General features: G+C 55.3%; 12 protein-coding genes. 4 read left to right on the forward strand and 8 right to left on the reverse strand.

Features of this window, described 5'->3' with window-relative positions; all coding sequences use genetic code 11:
• Window positions 1-144 precede the first annotated feature (144 nt).
• From aroA to AB8804_RS05095, 3 genes are all read right to left on the reverse strand, one after another.
• Complete coding sequence (gene aroA, locus AB8804_RS05085) at window positions 145-1428, reverse strand: 3-phosphoshikimate 1-carboxyvinyltransferase (RefSeq protein ID WP_371183723.1); 1284 nt, start codon at window positions 1426-1428, stop codon at window positions 145-147.
• A 69-nt stretch (window positions 1429-1497) separates the two neighbouring features.
• The gene (gene serC, locus AB8804_RS05090; protein ID WP_371183725.1) at window positions 1498-2586 is read right to left on the reverse strand and encodes a 3-phosphoserine/phosphohydroxythreonine transaminase; all 1089 of its coding nucleotides are present in this window, start codon (window positions 2584-2586) and stop codon (window positions 1498-1500) included.
• A gap of 162 nt (window positions 2587-2748) precedes the next feature.
• The gene (locus tag AB8804_RS05095; RefSeq protein WP_371183727.1) at window positions 2749-3441 is read right to left on the reverse strand and encodes a DUF421 domain-containing protein; all 693 of its coding nucleotides are present in this window, start codon (window positions 3439-3441) and stop codon (window positions 2749-2751) included.
• A gap of 127 nt (window positions 3442-3568) precedes the next feature.
• Between AB8804_RS05095 and ycaO the strand changes: the two genes are divergently transcribed.
• The 4 genes from ycaO to pflA all read left to right on the forward strand — a co-directional run bounded on the left by ycaO (window position 3569) and on the right by pflA (window position 9870).
• The gene (gene ycaO, locus AB8804_RS05100; protein WP_371183729.1) at window positions 3569-5329 is read left to right on the forward strand and encodes a 30S ribosomal protein S12 methylthiotransferase accessory factor YcaO; all 1761 of its coding nucleotides are present in this window, start codon (window positions 3569-3571) and stop codon (window positions 5327-5329) included.
• A 406-nt stretch (window positions 5330-5735) separates the two neighbouring features.
• Entirely contained in the window at window positions 5736-6593 is an 858-nt protein-coding gene (gene focA / locus AB8804_RS05105) for a formate transporter FocA (RefSeq protein ID WP_371183731.1), read from the forward strand.
• A gap of 51 nt (window positions 6594-6644) precedes the next feature.
• Window positions 6645-8927: a formate C-acetyltransferase gene (pflB, locus tag AB8804_RS05110; RefSeq protein WP_006174442.1), complete on the forward strand. Its 2283-nt coding sequence runs from the start codon at window positions 6645-6647 to the stop codon at window positions 8925-8927.
• A 202-nt stretch (window positions 8928-9129) separates the two neighbouring features.
• Window positions 9130-9870: a pyruvate formate lyase 1-activating protein gene (pflA, locus tag AB8804_RS05115; RefSeq protein WP_014883212.1), complete on the forward strand. Its 741-nt coding sequence runs from the start codon at window positions 9130-9132 to the stop codon at window positions 9868-9870.
• 35 nt (window positions 9871-9905) lie between these two features.
• Here the strand turns inward: pflA and AB8804_RS05120 are convergent, their stop codons facing one another.
• The 5 genes from AB8804_RS05120 to serS all read right to left on the reverse strand — a co-directional run bounded on the left by AB8804_RS05120 (window position 9906) and on the right by serS (window position 16768).
• On the reverse strand, window positions 9906-11054 hold the full coding sequence (locus AB8804_RS05120; protein WP_371183734.1) for an MFS transporter: 1149 nt from the start codon (window positions 11052-11054) through the stop codon (window positions 9906-9908).
• Window positions 11055-11329: 275 nt separating this feature from the next.
• Window positions 11330-12193, reverse strand: coding sequence for a dimethyl sulfoxide reductase anchor subunit family protein (locus AB8804_RS05125; protein WP_371183735.1), 864 nt, complete (start codon window positions 12191-12193; stop codon window positions 11330-11332).
• Window position 12194: 1 nt separating this feature from the next.
• Entirely contained in the window at window positions 12195-12812 is a 618-nt protein-coding gene (locus tag AB8804_RS05130) for a DMSO/selenate family reductase complex B subunit (RefSeq protein WP_371183737.1), read from the reverse strand.
• Between the two features lie 10 nt (window positions 12813-12822).
• Window positions 12823-15264: a dimethylsulfoxide reductase subunit A gene (dmsA, locus tag AB8804_RS05135; protein ID WP_371183739.1), complete on the reverse strand. Its 2442-nt coding sequence runs from the start codon at window positions 15262-15264 to the stop codon at window positions 12823-12825.
• A 211-nt stretch (window positions 15265-15475) separates the two neighbouring features.
• Entirely contained in the window at window positions 15476-16768 is a 1293-nt protein-coding gene (serS, locus tag AB8804_RS05140; protein WP_371183741.1) for a serine--tRNA ligase, read from the reverse strand.
• Window positions 16769-16851: the final 83 nt, after the last annotated feature.

The following is a 16851-nucleotide window of genomic DNA, read 5'->3' on the forward strand; positions in this document are numbered from 1 at the left end:
GCGCATTATACGCGCCAACGGTCGCAACTGTTACCTTTGCGTGCAAAATACGGAATGAATGAAGCTGAGTGTAGAAGAAACGGGCGGAGGTCAACGTCAGGAAGCGTAAGGAAATGCCGCATCGGGCGATGCGGCAACGCGTTGTCAGGCCAGGGTGCTAATGCGCGCCAGCTGTTTGAAGTAGTCCGGGAAGGTTTTTGCCGTGCATTTCGGATCGAGGATCGTCACCGGCGTATCGGACAGCGCCACCAGCGAGAAGCACATCGCCATACGGTGGTCGTTATAGGTGCCGATTTCGGCAAACTGCAGTTTTGCCGGAGGCGTGATGCGAATGTAGTCTTCGCCCTCTTCCACTTCTGCACCCACTTTGCGCAGCTCGGTCGCCATCGCGAACAGGCGATCAGTTTCTTTTACCCGCCAGTTGTAGATGTTGCGCAGCGTGGTGGTGCCTTTGGCAAACAGCGCCGCTGTGGCAATGGTCATCGCCGCGTCCGGGATGTGGTTCATATCCATATCAACGGCGTTCAGGTCACCGCGCGTGCACGAGATGAAGTCCTCGCCCCAGGTCACCACCGCGCCCATTTTCTCCAGCACGTCCGCAAAGCGGATATCGCCCTGCACGCTGTTGCGGCCAATGCCGGTCACTTTTACAGTACCGCCTTTAATTGCGCCTGCCGCGAGGAAGTAGGATGCCGAAGAGGCATCACCTTCAACGAGATAATTGCCCGGAGACTGGTACTGCTGCGCGCCGCGCACCACGAAGCGCTGATAAGACTGGTTGTCCACCTCAACGCCAAACGTTTTCATCAGGTGCAGCGTGATATCAATGTACGGCTTAGAGACCAGATCGCCCTTGATGGCGATAACGGTATCCTGCGGAGCCAGCGGTGCCGTCATCAGCAGCGCGGTCAGGAACTGGCTGGAGACGCTGCCGTCAACCTCAACGCTGCCGCCGGTGAAGCCGCCGCGCAGGCGCAGCGGTGGATAATTTTCCTGCTCGAGATAGTCAATCTGCGCGCCGCCCTGACGCAGGGCGTCCACCAGATGGCCGATCGGCCGCTCTTTCATGCGCGGCTCGCCGGTCAGCACAACGTTGCTGGTGCCGAGACAGAGCGCCGCCGCCAGCGGGCGCATTGCCGTTCCGGCATTCCCCAGAAACAGCTCACGTTCTTCAGCCGAGCGCAGCGCGCCGCCGTTGCCGATCACTTCACAACGGGTGCGATCGTCAGACAGCGTGTAGTGAACGCCTAACGCTTTCAGCGCATTGAGCATATGGCGCACGTCATCGCTGTCCAGAAGATTGGTGAGGACGGTGGTGCCATTTGCCAGCGCAGCCAGCAGCAGCGCGCGGTTCGAGACGCTTTTTGAACCGGGCAGGTTGATGGTGCCGTCTACGCGCGCGATAGGGTGTAACGTCAGGGATTCCATGAAACTTAACTCTCAACTCGACATAATAAAAACCCCGCAGCAGAGCCGCGGGGGTGAAAAACGGCGAAATTAACCGTGACGACGTTCGAAGTCGACCATGAAGTCGGTTAGCGCCTTGACGCCTTCCAGCGGCATCGCGTTATAAATGGAGGCGCGCATGCCGCCCACCACGCGGTGGCCCTTCAGCGCGTGCAGGCCAGCGGCGAACGACTCTTCAAGGAACACCTTGTCCAGATTGCTGTCTGCCAGCTGGAACGGCACGTTCATGCGGGAGCGGTTAGCTTTTGCGACGTCGTTGCGGTAGAAGTCGCTCTTATCAATCACGCCGTACAGCAGCTCGGCTTTTTGCTGATTGATCTTGTCCATCTGCGCGACGCCGCCCTGTTGCTTCAGCCATTTGAAGACCAGGCCGGAGAGATACCAGGCAAACGTCGGCGGGGTGTTGAACATCGAGTCGTTGTCGTTCAGCACGCTAAAATCCAGGATCGACGGGCAGGATTGATGCGCCTTGCCCAGCAGATCTTCACGTACGATAACGATAGTCAGGCCTGCGGGGCCGATATTTTTCTGCGCGCCCGCGTAAATCGCGCCGTAACGGCTGACGTCCAGCGGCGCGGATAAGATGGTTGAGGAGAAATCCGCGGTCACAATCACGTCTTCGCCAAAGTTTGGCTCTTCGTGAATCGCAATGCCGTCAATAGTTTCGTTCGGACAGTAGTGGAGATACGCCGCGTCGCGGGAAAGCAGCCATTCACTCATCGGCTTCACGGCGCGCAGGCCGTCAACGGTCACTTTGGCATCAATAACGTTTGGCGTGCAGTATTTGTGCGCTTCTTTGACCGCGCTCGCCGCCCAGTAGCCCGCATCAACGTAGTCGGCGGTGGTTTTGTCGCCCAGCAGGTTTAGCGGAATACCCGAAAACTGACCGCGCCCGCCGCCGTGGCAGAACAATACTTTGTAGTTCGAGGGGATGTTCAGCAGATCGCGAAAATCCTTTTCTGCCTCTTCCGCCACCTGGATAAACTCTTTTCCTCGGTGGCTAATTTCCATTACCGACGTACCCAGACCGTTCCAGTCACACAGCTCCTGCTGAGCCTGTTTAAGCACGTCGGCCGGTAACATCGCCGGGCCTGAACTGAAATTAAAAACTTGAGCCATTTCCCCTCACCACGCTAAAAGCAATAAGTTATCACTGTGGCTATCGGTTTTATCATCCAGCGACACGCGCCGCAATGGCTAAAACGGATGGTCGGGAAAATGTGTCCCTCGTCACACAATACAATCTGCCACCGGTACGCGACAAAACCGACAAAAAGGCTGTCAGGCGAGCCGTTTGGCCCGGCTAACCTTCGTCCATTCCGGATTCGCGCAGCGAGGACACAATTGACGATCGCCAGCCTTCATGGGAACGACATGGCTACATCTTACACAGGCATACTCTTCATTTTCCGGCACCACGCGAAAGCGCTCCACCAGCATGTCGGGCAAAATGCAGAGGCCGGGCTTAACCTCGTCATCGGCATAGTAGTAGACGCTGATTTGTCCGTTCGTTTCCATAATGGCCAGCCGCACCTGCCCCAGCTGCTCGACGCTGTTAAGCCGCAGCTCCATGAAGAACTCGAACTCCGTCATGTTGGCACCTTTGACTTTCTCCCACGCCAGCTGCCCGTCTTCGACGATAACGACCGGCTTACCTTCAAGCAGATCCTCCAGCTTTTCACTCTTAGACATCAGCCACATCACCAGGCGATACAGCAGCGCCAGCGAAACGAAGACGATGAAAACGGGTACCATCGGCACGTCGTCATAAAAGGCAACGTCCCCTGCCGCGGAGCCCAGCGTCAGAATGATGAGAACTTCAAAAAGCGACATCTGGCGCACGCCGCGCCGCCCGGTGATTTTGAGAAACAGAAAAACCAGTACGAAGGTATATAAACTTCGTAGCGCGACTTCCCCTAAAAACTCGGGCGGAACTTTATCAAACGCCATCCGCTGGAGATCGAATGCTTTCATTTTTTTACGCCTTAACAGTAGGTTACCTGCCATAAGCATAGCTCAGGCATTTATTTTCGCCGAAGATAGCACCCGTCACGCAAAACCCGTATCATTGCGCGCTTTACGTACGATAAAAGTGAACGCCATGACTCAAACGTTTATCCCCGGCAAAGACGCCGCTCTGGAAGATTCCATCGCTCGCTTCCAGCAAAAACTGACCGACCTGGGCTTTAATATCGAAGAAGCCTCCTGGCTGAACCCGGTGCCTCACGTCTGGTCCGTGCATATTCGCGACAAAGAGTGCGCGCTGTGCTTTACCAACGGCAAAGGTGCAACCAAAAAAGCCGCGCTGGCCTCCGCGCTGGGTGAGTATTTTGAGCGTCTCTCCACCAACTATTTCTTCGCCGATTTCTGGCTGGGCGAAACTATCGCCAACGGCCCGTTCGTCCACTATCCCAATGAAAAATGGTTCCCGCTGAGCGAAGACGACGCGCTGCCAGAGGGCATTCTGGACGCTCGCCTGCGCGCGTTTTACGATCCGGAAAACGAGCTCACCGCCAGCATGCTGATCGACCTGCAGTCCGGTAATGAGGATCGCGGCATCTGCGCCCTGCCGTTCACCCGCCAGTCCGACGAACAGACGGTTTACATTCCGATGAACATCGTCGGTAACCTTTATGTGTCTAACGGCATGTCTGCCGGTAACACCCGCAACGAAGCGCGCGTTCAGGGGTTGTCTGAAGTTTTCGAACGTCATATCAAAAACCGCATTATTGCCGAGTCCATCAGCCTGCCTGAAATTCCAGCTGACGTGCTGGCGCGCTATCCGGGCGTGGTGGAATCCATCGCTAAGCTGGAAGCAGAAGGTTTCCCAATCTTCGCGTACGACGGTTCTCTGGGCGGCAAATATCCGGTTATCTGCGTGGTACTGTTTAACCCGGCTAACGGAACCTGCTTCGCCTCCTTCGGCGCTCACCCGGACTTTGGCGTAGCACTCGAGCGTACCGTCACCGAACTGCTTCAGGGCCGCAGCCTGAAGGATCTCGACGTGTTTACCCCGCCGACCTTTGACGATGAAGAAGTGGCCGAGCATACCAACCTCGAGACCCACTTCATTGATTCCAGCGGTTTGATCTCCTGGGATATGTTCAAGCAGGATGCGGACTACCCGTTTGTGGACTGGAGCTTTGCGGGCACCACGGAAGAAGAGTTCGCCACGCTGATGGCAATCTTCGACGCGGAAGATCAGGAAGTCTACATCGCAGACTATGAGCATCTGGGCGTTTACGCCTGCCGTATTATCGTGCCGGGCATGTCCGACATCTATCCAGCGGAAGATCTGTGGCTGGCGAACAACAGCATGGGCGCGCACCTGCGCGAAACGCTGCTGGCCCTGCCGGGCAGCGAATGGGAAAAAGAAGATTACCTGAACCTGATCGCCCAGCTGGATGAAGAAGGCCACGATGACTTTACCCGCGTGCGCGAGCTGCTGGGCCTGGCCACCGGGAAAGACAACGGCTGGTGCACCCTGCGCATCGGTGAACTTAAAGCGATGCTGGCGCTGGCGGGCGGCGATCTGGATCAGGCTCTGGCCTGGACGGAGTGGACGATGGAATTTAACCAGTCGGTCTTCTCGGCGGAACGCACCAATTACTATCGCTGCCTGCAGACTCTGCTGCTGCTCTCGCAGGAAGAAGATCGTCAGCCGCTGCAATACCTCAACGCCTTTGTGCGGATGTACGGTGCAGAGGCGGTTGAAGCGGCCAGCGCGGCGCTGAGCGGTGAAGAACCGTTCTACGGCCTGCAGGCGGTTGATAGCGATCTGACGGCGTTCCCTGCGCACCAGTCGCTGCTGAAAGCCTATGAGAAGCTGCAGAAAGCAAAAGCCGCTTACTGGTCAAAATAAGCGCACATAACATTACCAACAGTAGGCGAATTCTCTCGCCTGGGCTATATTACGGGGCAATTTCATTGCCCCTTTTTTATATTTTTTCAGCAATGACAATTGAATGTAATATTGAAGTTAAATTAAGGTAAATATAAACATACTTGCCTGTGCTTTACTGTTACTTTTTATGGTAAATACTCCATTTTAATTAACTGTTTTAAGGGAGGCTGAACGAAATAATTCAACTCTTTTCATAACTTTTAAAATTTATTTTTATTCGGATAATCAAAAACTTACTCCGCTTTTGCTGTAAAACCATACACATAGCGGGCCTATAAGCCAGGCGAGATATGATCTATATCAATTTCTCTTCTATAATGCTTTGTTAGTATCTCGTCGCCGACTTAATAAAGAGAGAGTTAGTGTGAAAGCTGACAACCCTTTTGATCTTTTACTCCCAGCTGCAATGGCCAAAGTGGCCGAAGAAGCGGGTGTCTATAAAGCAACGAAACATCCGATGACCACGTTCTTCCTGGCGATTACCGCTGGTGTGTTCATCTCCATTGCTTTTGTCTTCTACATCACCGCCACCACTGGCACAGCCGACATGCCTTTCGGCATCGCTAAGCTGATTGGTGGTATCTGCTTCTCACTGGGTTTGATTCTTTGCGTCATCTGCGGTGCTGACCTCTTTACCTCAACGGTATTGATTGTGGTCGCAAAAGCCAGCGGAAGAATCACCTGGGGCCAGCTGGCACGCAACTGGTTCAACGTCTACGTGGGTAACCTCGTTGGCTGTCTGCTCTTTGTTCTGTTGATGTGGCTCTCTGGCGAGTATATGACCGCCAACGGCGGCTGGGGGCTTAACGTCCTGCAAACCGCTGACCACAAAATGCACCATACGTTTATCGAAGCCGTTGCTCTCGGCATCCTCGCAAACCTGATGGTCTGCCTGGCGGTCTGGATGAGCTACTCGGGTCGTAGCCTGATGGACAAAGCCATGATTATGGTTCTGCCGGTTGCGATGTTTGTTGCCAGCGGCTTCGAGCACAGTATCGCGAATATGTTTATGATCCCAATGGGGATTGTTATCCGCAACTTTGCGAGCCCGGAGTTCTGGACTGCAGTTGGTTCAACCCCGGAAAGTTTCTCTCACCTGACTATCATGAATTTCATTACTGATAACCTGATCCCCGTCACTATCGGGAACATTATCGGTGGGGGTCTGTTAGTTGGGTTGACATACTGGGTCATTTACCTGCGTGGCGACAATCATCATTAATGGTTGTCTCAGGCAGTAAATAAAAAATCCACTTAAGAAGGTAGGTGTTACATGTCCGAGCTTAATGAAAAGTTAGCCACAGCCTGGGAAGGTTTTACTAAAGGTGACTGGCAGAATGAAGTCAACGTCCGTGACTTTATTCAGAAAAACTATACCCCGTATGAAGGTGACGAGTCCTTCCTGGCTGGCGCAACTGACGCAACCACCAAGCTGTGGGACAGCGTAATGGAAGGCGTTAAACTGGAAAACCGCACTCACGCGCCAGTTGATTTCGATACTTCCGTTGCTTCCACCATCACTTCTCACGATGCTGGCTACATCAACAAAGCCCTCGAGAAAATCGTTGGTCTGCAGACTGAAGCTCCACTGAAACGCGCAATCATTCCGTTCGGTGGCATCAAAATGGTTGAAGGTTCATGCAAAGCGTACAATCGCGAGCTGGACCCAATGCTGAAAAAAATCTTCACCGAATACCGCAAAACCCACAACCAGGGCGTATTCGATGTTTACACCAAAGACATTCTGAACTGCCGTAAATCTGGCGTTCTGACCGGTCTGCCAGATGCGTATGGCCGTGGCCGTATCATCGGTGACTACCGTCGCGTTGCGCTGTACGGTATCGACTTCCTGATGAAAGACAAGTACGCGCAGTTTGTTTCCCTGCAGTCCGATCTGGAAAACGGCGTAAACCTGGAAGCGACTATCCGTCTGCGTGAAGAGATTGCTGAACAGCACCGTGCGCTGGGTCAGATCAAAGAGATGGCGGCGAAATATGGCTGCGATATCTCTGGTCCGGCTACCAACGCTCAGGAAGCTATCCAGTGGACCTACTTCGGCTACCTGGCCGCTGTTAAGTCTCAGAACGGTGCAGCAATGTCCTTCGGTCGCGTATCCACCTTCCTGGATGCTTACATCGAACGTGATATCAAAGCAGGCAAAATCACCGAGCAAGACGCACAGGAAATGATTGACCACCTGGTCATGAAACTGCGTATGGTTCGCTTCCTGCGTACCCCAGAATACGATGAGCTGTTCTCCGGTGACCCAATCTGGGCAACTGAATCTATCGGCGGTATGGGCGTTGACGGCCGTACTCTGGTAACCAAAAACAGCTTCCGCTTCCTGAATACCCTGTACACCATGGGTCCTTCTCCGGAGCCGAACATCACCGTTCTGTGGTCTGAAAAACTGCCTCTGAACTTCAAGAAATTCGCCGCTAAAGTGTCCATCGACACCTCTTCTCTGCAGTACGAGAACGATGACCTGATGCGTCCGGACTTCAACAACGACGATTACGCTATCGCTTGCTGCGTAAGCCCAATGGTTGTTGGTAAACAAATGCAGTTCTTCGGTGCGCGTGCAAACCTGGCGAAAACCATGCTGTACGCTATCAACGGCGGCGTTGATGAAAAACTGAAAATGCAGGTTGGTCCTAAGTCTGAGCCAATCAAAGGCGACGTGCTGAACTATGACGAAGTCATGGAACGTATGGATCACTTCATGGACTGGCTGGCGAAACAGTACGTCACTGCGCTGAACGTTATCCACTACATGCACGACAAGTACAGCTACGAAGCCTCTCTGATGGCGCTGCACGACCGTGACGTTGTTCGCACCATGGCGTGTGGTATCGCAGGTCTGTCCGTTGCTGCTGACTCCCTGTCTGCAATCAAATATGCGAAAGTTAAACCCATTCGTGACGAAGACGGCCTGGCCGTAGACTTCGAAATCGAAGGCGAATATCCGCAGTTTGGTAACAACGATTCTCGCGTTGATGACATGGCGGTTGACCTGGTAGAACGTTTCATGAAGAAAATTCAGAAACTCACTACCTACCGTAACGCTATCCCGACTCAGTCTGTTCTGACCATCACCTCTAACGTTGTGTATGGTAAGAAAACTGGTAATACCCCAGACGGTCGTCGCGCTGGCGCGCCATTCGGACCAGGTGCTAACCCAATGCACGGTCGTGATCAGAAAGGTGCTGTTGCCTCTCTGACCTCCGTGGCTAAACTGCCGTTTGCTTACGCGAAAGATGGTATCTCCTATACCTTCTCCATCGTGCCAAACGCGCTGGGTAAAGACGACGAAGTGCGTAAAACTAACCTCGCGGGTCTGATGGATGGTTACTTCCACCACGAAGCGTCCATCGAAGGTGGTCAGCACCTGAACGTGAACGTAATGAACCGTGAAATGCTGCTTGATGCGATGGAACACCCTGAGAAATATCCTCAGCTGACCATCCGCGTATCTGGCTACGCAGTACGTTTTAACTCCCTGACTAAAGAACAGCAGCAGGACGTTATCACCCGTACTTTCACTCAGTCCATGTAAGTGGATTTGACTGAAATCACGCGTTAAAAAGCGTACAATAAAGGCTCCACGCAAGTGGGGCCTTTTTAGCACCTTCTCCTTTTCAGTCTCTTTTGGCCGCTATCTATACTCATTGGATAGCAGCCAAAACAGACTTAACACAGCCGGTTTGAGCTGTGCATACTCAGGTCCCGGACGGGCCGAATCTGGAGATATCACCGCAATGTCAACTATTGGTCGTATTCACTCCTTTGAATCCTGTGGCACCGTCGATGGCCCGGGCATTCGTTTCATCACCTTCTTCCAGGGCTGCCTGATGCGCTGCCTTTACTGTCACAACCGCGATACCTGGGACACCCACGGCGGCAAAGAAGTGACCGTTGAAGATTTAATGAAAGAAGTGGTGACCTATCGCCACTTTATGAACGCGTCCGGCGGCGGCGTGACCGCGTCCGGCGGTGAGGCCATTCTTCAGGCAGAGTTCGTGCGCGACTGGTTCCGCGCCTGCCGTAAAGAAGGCATTCACACCTGCCTCGATACCAACGGTTTTGTGCGTCGCTACGATCCGGTTATTGATGAACTTCTGGAAGTGACCGATCTGGTGATGCTCGATCTGAAACAGATGAACGATGAGATCCACCAGAACCTGGTTGGCGTCTCCAACCACCGCACGCTGGAGTTCGCGAAATACATTGCCGACAAAGGTATCAAAACCTGGATCCGCTACGTCGTCGTGCCGGGCTGGTCAGATGATGATGACTCTGCCCACCGCCTGGGCGAATTTACCCGTGATATGGGCAACGTCGAGAAAATAGAGCTTCTGCCCTACCACGAGCTGGGTAAACACAAATGGGTGGCGATGGGCGAAGAATATAAGCTTGATGGCGTTAAGCCGCCGAAGAAAGAGACCATGGAGCGCGTAAAAGGCATTCTTGAACAGTACGGTCACAAGGTGATGTACTAAAGAAAAATCCCGGCGATAAGGCCGGGATTTTTGTATCAGGCATGGGCAACCGGCGTTGGATGCTCGCCCGCTTTTCGCAGCAGCATCAGGAGATAAATAAACGCCACGCTGGCAATCATGATAAACAGCAGATTGTCTGAATAATTCTGCATCAGCATCGCGGTAAAGGTCGGACCTAACAGGCTGCCGATGGTGTAGCTCAGCAGCAGCGCCTGGTTCATCGCCACCAGCTGATGGTGTTCGACTTTCTCGCAGGCCCAGGCCATCGCAACCGGATAGAGCGTAAAGCCCGCCGCCCCCAGGATAAACAGCGCGGGTGCCATCGCGGCGTTACTGAGCATCGCCAGGCATCCCATGATCACCACAAAGACCTGCACGCGCAGCACCAGCAGACGACCAAAGCGATCGGCCAGGCGACCAATCGGCCACTGACCGACGATACCCGCACTCACCATCACCGCCATCCAGAAGCCAATACCGGAATCGCTGACGCCCTGATGGTTAAGATAAAGCGGCATCAGGCCGTAGAGTGAACCCAGCACGATGCCGGAAATGATGCAGCCATTTACGCCGAGGCGCGCCTGGCGCAGCCTGAGCATTGGCCAGACGTGCGTCGCTTCCTGATGCTCGCTGTTCTGGTTAACAATGCGGGTAAACAGCAGCGGCAGGATCGCTGCCAGCACCATGCCGGTGACCCACGGCAGGACGCTCATCAGATCGGTGGGTAATTTGCTGACCATCAGCTGGCCCAGCACGGTGCCGATGTAGTAGACCATCATGTAGGCCGCCAGCAGGCGACCGCGGTTGCGGGAGGTGCCGCTGCACATCAGCGCGCTTTCGACCACCACCCAGATCATCGCGCAGCCAACGCCCGCGATAAAGCGCCAGACCATCCAGCTCCAGAAGCCCACCATCAGACCCAGCCCGGCGCAACCCGCGGCGAAAATCAGGGATGCCAGATAATAGCTGCGGTTAAACCCGAAACGCTTAATCAGGCTTCCCGTGACCAAAGTCCCGAGCAGGTTTCCGGTAAAAAAGGATGAGCTAACCATACCCACCTGCCAGGTCGGTAAGTTTTCATGGGCGAGCCACAGCGGAACGAGCGTGTTTAACACCGCGATCGCCAGGGTCAGCAGAAGCAGGCCACAGAGCAAAAGAAGCACTGGCCGGGTATAGGTGGTCATGGATTAAAAACCGTGAGGAAGTTCAGATTTCGTGCGCATCATGCCACCGGCAAAAACAAAGTCAATCCACCGCTTCAGGCGGCTCGCACAATATGCGCCTCGTCGATTTAAAAAATTAATCCTGTTAATGCGCCCCCTGCCACCCATAATAATTATGTATCTGTTTTTATTATTTTATGGCGGAAATCACAGCCAGATGACAGTCGAAAAATTTCATGATTCAAAAAAAGAAAAGCCGGGCGTTAAGGCCCGGCTTTATATAGCAAAAATAGATATTAGCTGGCGATGGCCATGCCAACGGTCATATGCAGACCATAGAACACGCCGCGCCCGATCAGCTCACCGGCCAATACCAGCACAAACGCCAGCGACAGCAAAGGCAGCGCGGGCTGATAGCCCTTAAGCTGCGGCGCGATCCAGCACGCCAGCGCAGCCGCCAGAAGCACGACGCGCCAGGCCATCAGCGAACCGTAATCCGGCACCAGAGCGGAGGCCTGCTGAATGGAGCTGTGGATCGTAGCCAGCTCTGCGCCCTGCATCAGCGCAACAACAGCGCTAACGACCAGCGCCAGCAGCGATACCGCCGGAAGCAAACGCATTGCCCAGCCGTCCACTCCCGCCACGCGCAGCAGCAGGAAGCCGAGCAGCGGCCCGCCGATAAACATCGTCAGGAAGAAGCTCATCGGCGTCCAGACGCTGTACCAGGTTGGCACCGTATCGATGGTGTTATAAACCCGCACCATCATCCACACGAACACCACGCCCAGAACCATCGTGACGATAAGCCACAGGCTGCGCAATCCTGAAGGCAGCTTCTTCAGCGCAGCCAGCAGCCAGCCGAGACCGCCGACGGCGAAGAAGATCGCCCCGCTGGCAATCTCGTTGCTGAGCGACGAGGCCCCGACGCGGTTCAGCGAGTTAAACGCGCGCATCGGCGAGCCGAGGTGCAGCGTAGAGGCGATAAACCCAATTCCCATCAGCACCCACAGGCCAAACATGCTCAGCACCAGACGCTGCTGCTGGCTGGCGGAGAGGTTACCTTTTAACAGCGCCAGCGCGAGGACAATAAACCCGCCCGCCACGCACTGCCCAAAGACCGTGAAGATCATCAGCGGCCATTCATGCCATCCACTTCCCATCTCACACCTCCTTCGGGTTAGCCAGGTAGCCGGTGGTGTCACCCGTCGGACGGCTATTGGCGTTAGGTTTAATCACAATGCTTGGCTTCGTGAAGTGCGCGGACGGCAGCGGCGCAACCGCCGCCAGCTGGCCGTGCTTTTGACGCAGCTCTTCGATCGGGCCGAAGTCCAGCGCGCGCAGCGGGCAGGACTCCACGCAGATCGGCTTTTTGCCGTCGGCGACGCGGGTATGGCAGCCGTCGCACTTGGTCATATGGCCTTTGGCGGCGTTGTACTGCGGCGCGCCGTACGGGCAGGCCATGTGGCAGTAGCGGCAGCCGATGCAGACGTCCTCGTTTACCACCACAAAACCATCTTCACGCTTGTGCATCGCACCGCTCGGACAGACCTTGGTGCAGGCCGGGTCTTCGCAGTGGTTGCAGGCAATCGACAGGTAATAGGCAAACACGTTCTGCTGCCAGACGCCGTTGTCCTCCTGCCAGTCGCCGCCCGCGTATTCGTAGATACGGCGGAAGCTGACGTCCGGTGTGAGGTCTTTGTAATCCTTGCAGGCCAGCTCGCAGGTTTTGCACCCGGTGCAGCGGCTGGAATCAATAAAAAATCCATACTGGGTAGTCATTCGTTATTCCTCACGCCTTCTCAACCTGAACCAGGTTACTGTGGGACGGGTTGCCTTTCGCCAGCGGCGACGGGCGCTGCGTGGTCAACACGTTAATACAGCCCGCCTGATCGACCCGGTTTGCATCCGGGTTGTACCAGGCGCCCTCCCCAAGGGCAACAACCCCCGGCAGGATACGCGGCGTGACTTTCGCCTCGATGTGCACTTCCCCACGGCTGTTGAAGATGCGGATACGGTCACCGTTGGCGATCCCGCGCTTCTGCGCGTCTACCGGGTTGATCCACATCTCCTGGCGGCAGGCGGCCTTCAGTACGTCGACGTTGCCGTAGGTAGAGTGCGTGCGTGCCTTGTAGTGGAAGCCCGTCAGCTGAAGCGGATAGTCTTTGCTCTGCGGATCGTCGTAGTTTTCAAAGCCCGCGCTGTAGACCGGAAGCGGATCGATAACGTCACCTTTTTCCAGCTCCCACGTCGCCGCAATCTCTGCCAGCTGCGCCGAGTAGATTTCAATTTTGCCGGACGGCGTGGTCAGCGGGTTCGCAACCGGGTCCTCACGGAACGCTTTGTACGCCACGTGGTGCCCTTCCGGATCGCGCTGTTTGAACATCCCGGCCTTGCGGAATTCATCAAACGGCAGCAGCTCAGGAATCGCTTTGCGGGACTGTTCATACAGATGGCGCATCCAGCCTTCCTGGGTACGGCCTTCGGTGAACTTCTCCGCAACGCCCATCCGCTTCGCAATCTGCGTCGTCATCTCATAGATGGTTTTGCATTCGAAGCGCGGCTTGATTGCCTGGTCGGCAAAAATGACGTAGGACATGTTGCCGCAGGAGGCGTCCAGAGCGAAGTCCATCTGCTCTGAAGCGGTGCAGTCCGGCAGCAGGATATCGGCGTATTTGGCTGACGAGGTCATGTGGCAGTCAATCACGACGATCATCTCGCACTTCTTGTCGTCCTGGAGGATCTCATGGGTGCGGTTGATCTGTGAATGCTGGTTAATCAGGCAGTTCCCGGCATAGTTCCAGATCATCTTGATCGGCACGTCCAGCTTATCTTTACCGCGCACGCCGTCGCGGGTGGCGGTCATTTCCGGGCCGCGCTCGATGGCGTCGGTCCACATGAACATGGAGATGCTGGTCTGCACCGGGTTGTCCAGCGTCGGCATACGTTCGAACGGCAGAGAATACGAGCCTTCGCGCGCGCCCGAGTTGCCGCCGTGGATGCCCACGTTGCCGGTCAGGATCGCCAGCATGGAGATGGCGCGGGACACCAGCTCGCCGTTTGCGTGACGCTGCGGGCCCCAGCCCTGCGAGATGAACGCCGGTTTAGCGCCCGCAATCTCGCGCGCCAGCTTAACGATGCGCGCCTGCGGAATACCGGTAATGGCAGATGCCCATTCAGGCGTCTTGGCAATACCGTCACTGCCCTGCCCCAGAATATAAGCCTTGTAGTGCCCGTTGGCCGGAGCGCCTTCCGGCAGCGTTTTTTCGTCGTAGCCGACGCAGTATTTATCGAGGAAAGGCTGGTCGACGAGGTTTTCGTTAATCATCACCCACGCCAGCGCGGAGATCAGCGCCGCATCGGTTCCGGGACGAATCGGGATCCACTCGTCTTCGCGTCCTGCACCGGTATCGGTGTAGCGCGGATCGATGATGATCATTTTGGCGTTAGATTTTTCGCGAGCCTGCTCGACGTAATAGGTCACGCCGCCGCCGCTCATGCGCGTTTCGCCAGGGTTGTTGCCGAACAACACAACAAGCTGGCTGTTTTCGATATCGGACGGGCTGTTGCCGTCGGCCCAGCCGCCGTAGGTGTAGTTGAGCCCTGCCGCAATCTGCGCGGTGGAGTAATCACCGTAGTGATTCAGATAGCCGCCGCAGCAGTTCATCAGGCGAGCAATCAGGGTTTTTCCCGGCGGCCAGGAGCGGGTCAGCGTGCCGCCCAGCGTACCCGTACCGTAGTTCAGGTAGATAGACTCGTTGCCGTAGTCCTTAATCAGGCGCTGCATATTGCTGGCGATAATATCGTACGCCTCGTCCCAGCTGATGCGCTCGAACTTGCCTTCGCCGCGCTTGCCCACGCGCTTCATCGGATACTTCAGACGGTCCGGATTGTAGACGCGACGGCGCATGGAGCGCCCGCGCAGGCAGGCACGAACCTGATGTAACCCTTCGTAGTTATCGTCCCCGGTATTGTCGGTTTCAACGTACTTAATCTCACCGTCCACCACGTGCATACGCAGCGGGCAGCGGCTGCCGCAGTTAACGGTGCAGGCGCTCCAGACTACATTTTCAGCGGCCGTGGGGGCGATGGCCTCCGCAGCCGACGCCATGCGTGAAAAAGGCAATGAGAATGCGCTGCTGGCTACCGCCAGGCCGCCAATCGCGGTCGTTTTCACGAGCCCGCGACGGCTCACCTCAGCGGCCAGTAACGCATCAGGCGCGTTAATTTTCATATAGACTCACTTTGATTGCTCACAGAGAAATAATCAGACGGCGTACACCGCTATATAGTTATTTGTATAACGAATTGTTTCGTTCACAATATATCGTGCTAATTATGTGTAAAGGAGTATTACTACTTTGGAGGGAGGGGTTATTGCTTCGCATCAAATCCGGGGCATAAAAAAAGCGCCCGAAGGCGCTTTTTTAAGGTTAGGCAAAATCTCAACCGATATATTGCAGACCTTTCATATAAGGACGCAGCACTTCAGGGATTTCGATACGGCCGTCAGCCTGCTGATAGTTTTCCAGCACGGCAACCAGCGTACGGCCCACGGCCAGACCGGAACCGTTCAGGGTATGTACCAGACGGGTTTTCTTGTCAGACTTGCTGCGGCAGCGTGCCTGCATGCGGCGCGCCTGGAAATCCCAGACGTTTGAGCAAGAAGAAATTTCACGGTAAGTGTTCTGCGCAGGAACCCAGACTTCCAGGTCGAAGGTTTTGCAGGCACCAAAGCCCATGTCACCGGTACACAGCGCCATGCGGCGGTACGGCAGACCCAGCAGCTCCAGCACTTTTTCCGCGTGGCCGGTCATCTCTTCCAGCGCATCCATAGAGTCTTCCGGACGCACAATCTGAACCATTTCGACTTTATCGAACTGGTGCATGCGGATCAGGCCGCGGGTATCGCGACCGTACGATCCTGCTTCTGAACGGAAGCACGGAGAGTGCGCCGTCAGCTTGATTGGCAGTTCGTCTTCGTCGATGATTTCATCGCGCACGAGGTTGGTCAGCGGCACTTCCGCAGTTGGGATCAGCGCGTAGTTGCTGCTATCCGCTTCTTCGTCCAGCGGACGGGTATGGAACAGATCGCCTGCAAATTTAGGCAGCTGGCCCGTGCCGTACAGCGTATCGTGGTTCACCAGATACGGAACGTAGGTTTCGCTATAGCCGTGCTGCTCGGTGTGCAGGTCCAGCATGAACTGCGCCAGCGCGCGGTGCAGGTGCGCAATCTGACCTTTCATCACCACGAAGCGAGAACCGGTCAGCTTAACGGCGGCGGCAAAGTCCAGCCCGGCGTGCATTTCACCCAGCGTTACGTGATCGCGAACCTCGAAGTCGAACTCGCGAGGCGTGCCCCAGCGCTTCACTTCAACGTTGTCGTTTTCGTCTTTACCGACGGGTACGCTGTCATCAGGAATGTTCGGGATAGCCAGTGCAATATCGCGGATTTCAGCCTGAAGCACGTCCAGTTCCGCTTTAGCCTGATCCAGCTCTTCGCCAAGTTTGTTCACTTCCAGGCGTAATGGCTCGATATCTTCCCCGCGCGCTTTCGCCTGGCCAATGGATTTCGATCGAGAGTTACGCTCTGCCTGCAGATTTTCAGTTTGTACCTGCAGAACTTTACGACGCTCTTCAAGAGCGCGCAGCTTATCTACGTCCAGCTTATAGCCCCGGCGTGCCAGTTTTTCAGCGACTGCGTCTGGCTCGTTACGCAGCAGATTGGGATCGAGCATGCTTATCCTGTGCTTATCGAATTAAAAGAGGAAATGTGACCACAGCCTGCGGTCACAGGGATACTACGCCAACATTACCGCAA

It is taken from the genome of Enterobacter sp. KBR-315C3_2022 (assembly GCF_041399425.1).
Lineage (GTDB): Bacteria > Pseudomonadota > Gammaproteobacteria > Enterobacterales > Enterobacteriaceae > Enterobacter.

Coding starts and splice junctions, on each gene's coding strand:
- aroA (WP_371183723.1), bottom strand. CDS start 1,428: ATGGAATCCCTGACGTTACACCCTATCGCGCGCGTAGACGGCACCATC.
- serC (WP_371183725.1), bottom strand. CDS start 2,586: ATGGCTCAAGTTTTTAATTTCAGTTCAGGCCCGGCGATGTTACCGGCC.
- AB8804_RS05095 (WP_371183727.1), bottom strand. CDS start 3,441: ATGAAAGCATTCGATCTCCAGCGGATGGCGTTTGATAAAGTTCCGCCC.
- ycaO (WP_371183729.1), top strand. CDS start 3,569: ATGACTCAAACGTTTATCCCCGGCAAAGACGCCGCTCTGGAAGATTCC.
- pflB (WP_006174442.1), top strand. CDS start 6,645: ATGTCCGAGCTTAATGAAAAGTTAGCCACAGCCTGGGAAGGTTTTACT.
- pflA (WP_014883212.1), top strand. CDS start 9,130: ATGTCAACTATTGGTCGTATTCACTCCTTTGAATCCTGTGGCACCGTC.
- AB8804_RS05120 (WP_371183734.1), bottom strand. CDS start 11,054: ATGACCACCTATACCCGGCCAGTGCTTCTTTTGCTCTGTGGCCTGCTT.
- AB8804_RS05125 (WP_371183735.1), bottom strand. CDS start 12,193: ATGGGAAGTGGATGGCATGAATGGCCGCTGATGATCTTCACGGTCTTT.
- AB8804_RS05130 (WP_371183737.1), bottom strand. CDS start 12,812: ATGACTACCCAGTATGGATTTTTTATTGATTCCAGCCGCTGCACCGGG.
- dmsA (WP_371183739.1), bottom strand. CDS start 15,264: ATGAAAATTAACGCGCCTGATGCGTTACTGGCCGCTGAGGTGAGCCGT.
- serS (WP_371183741.1), bottom strand. CDS start 16,768: ATGCTCGATCCCAATCTGCTGCGTAACGAGCCAGACGCAGTCGCTGAA.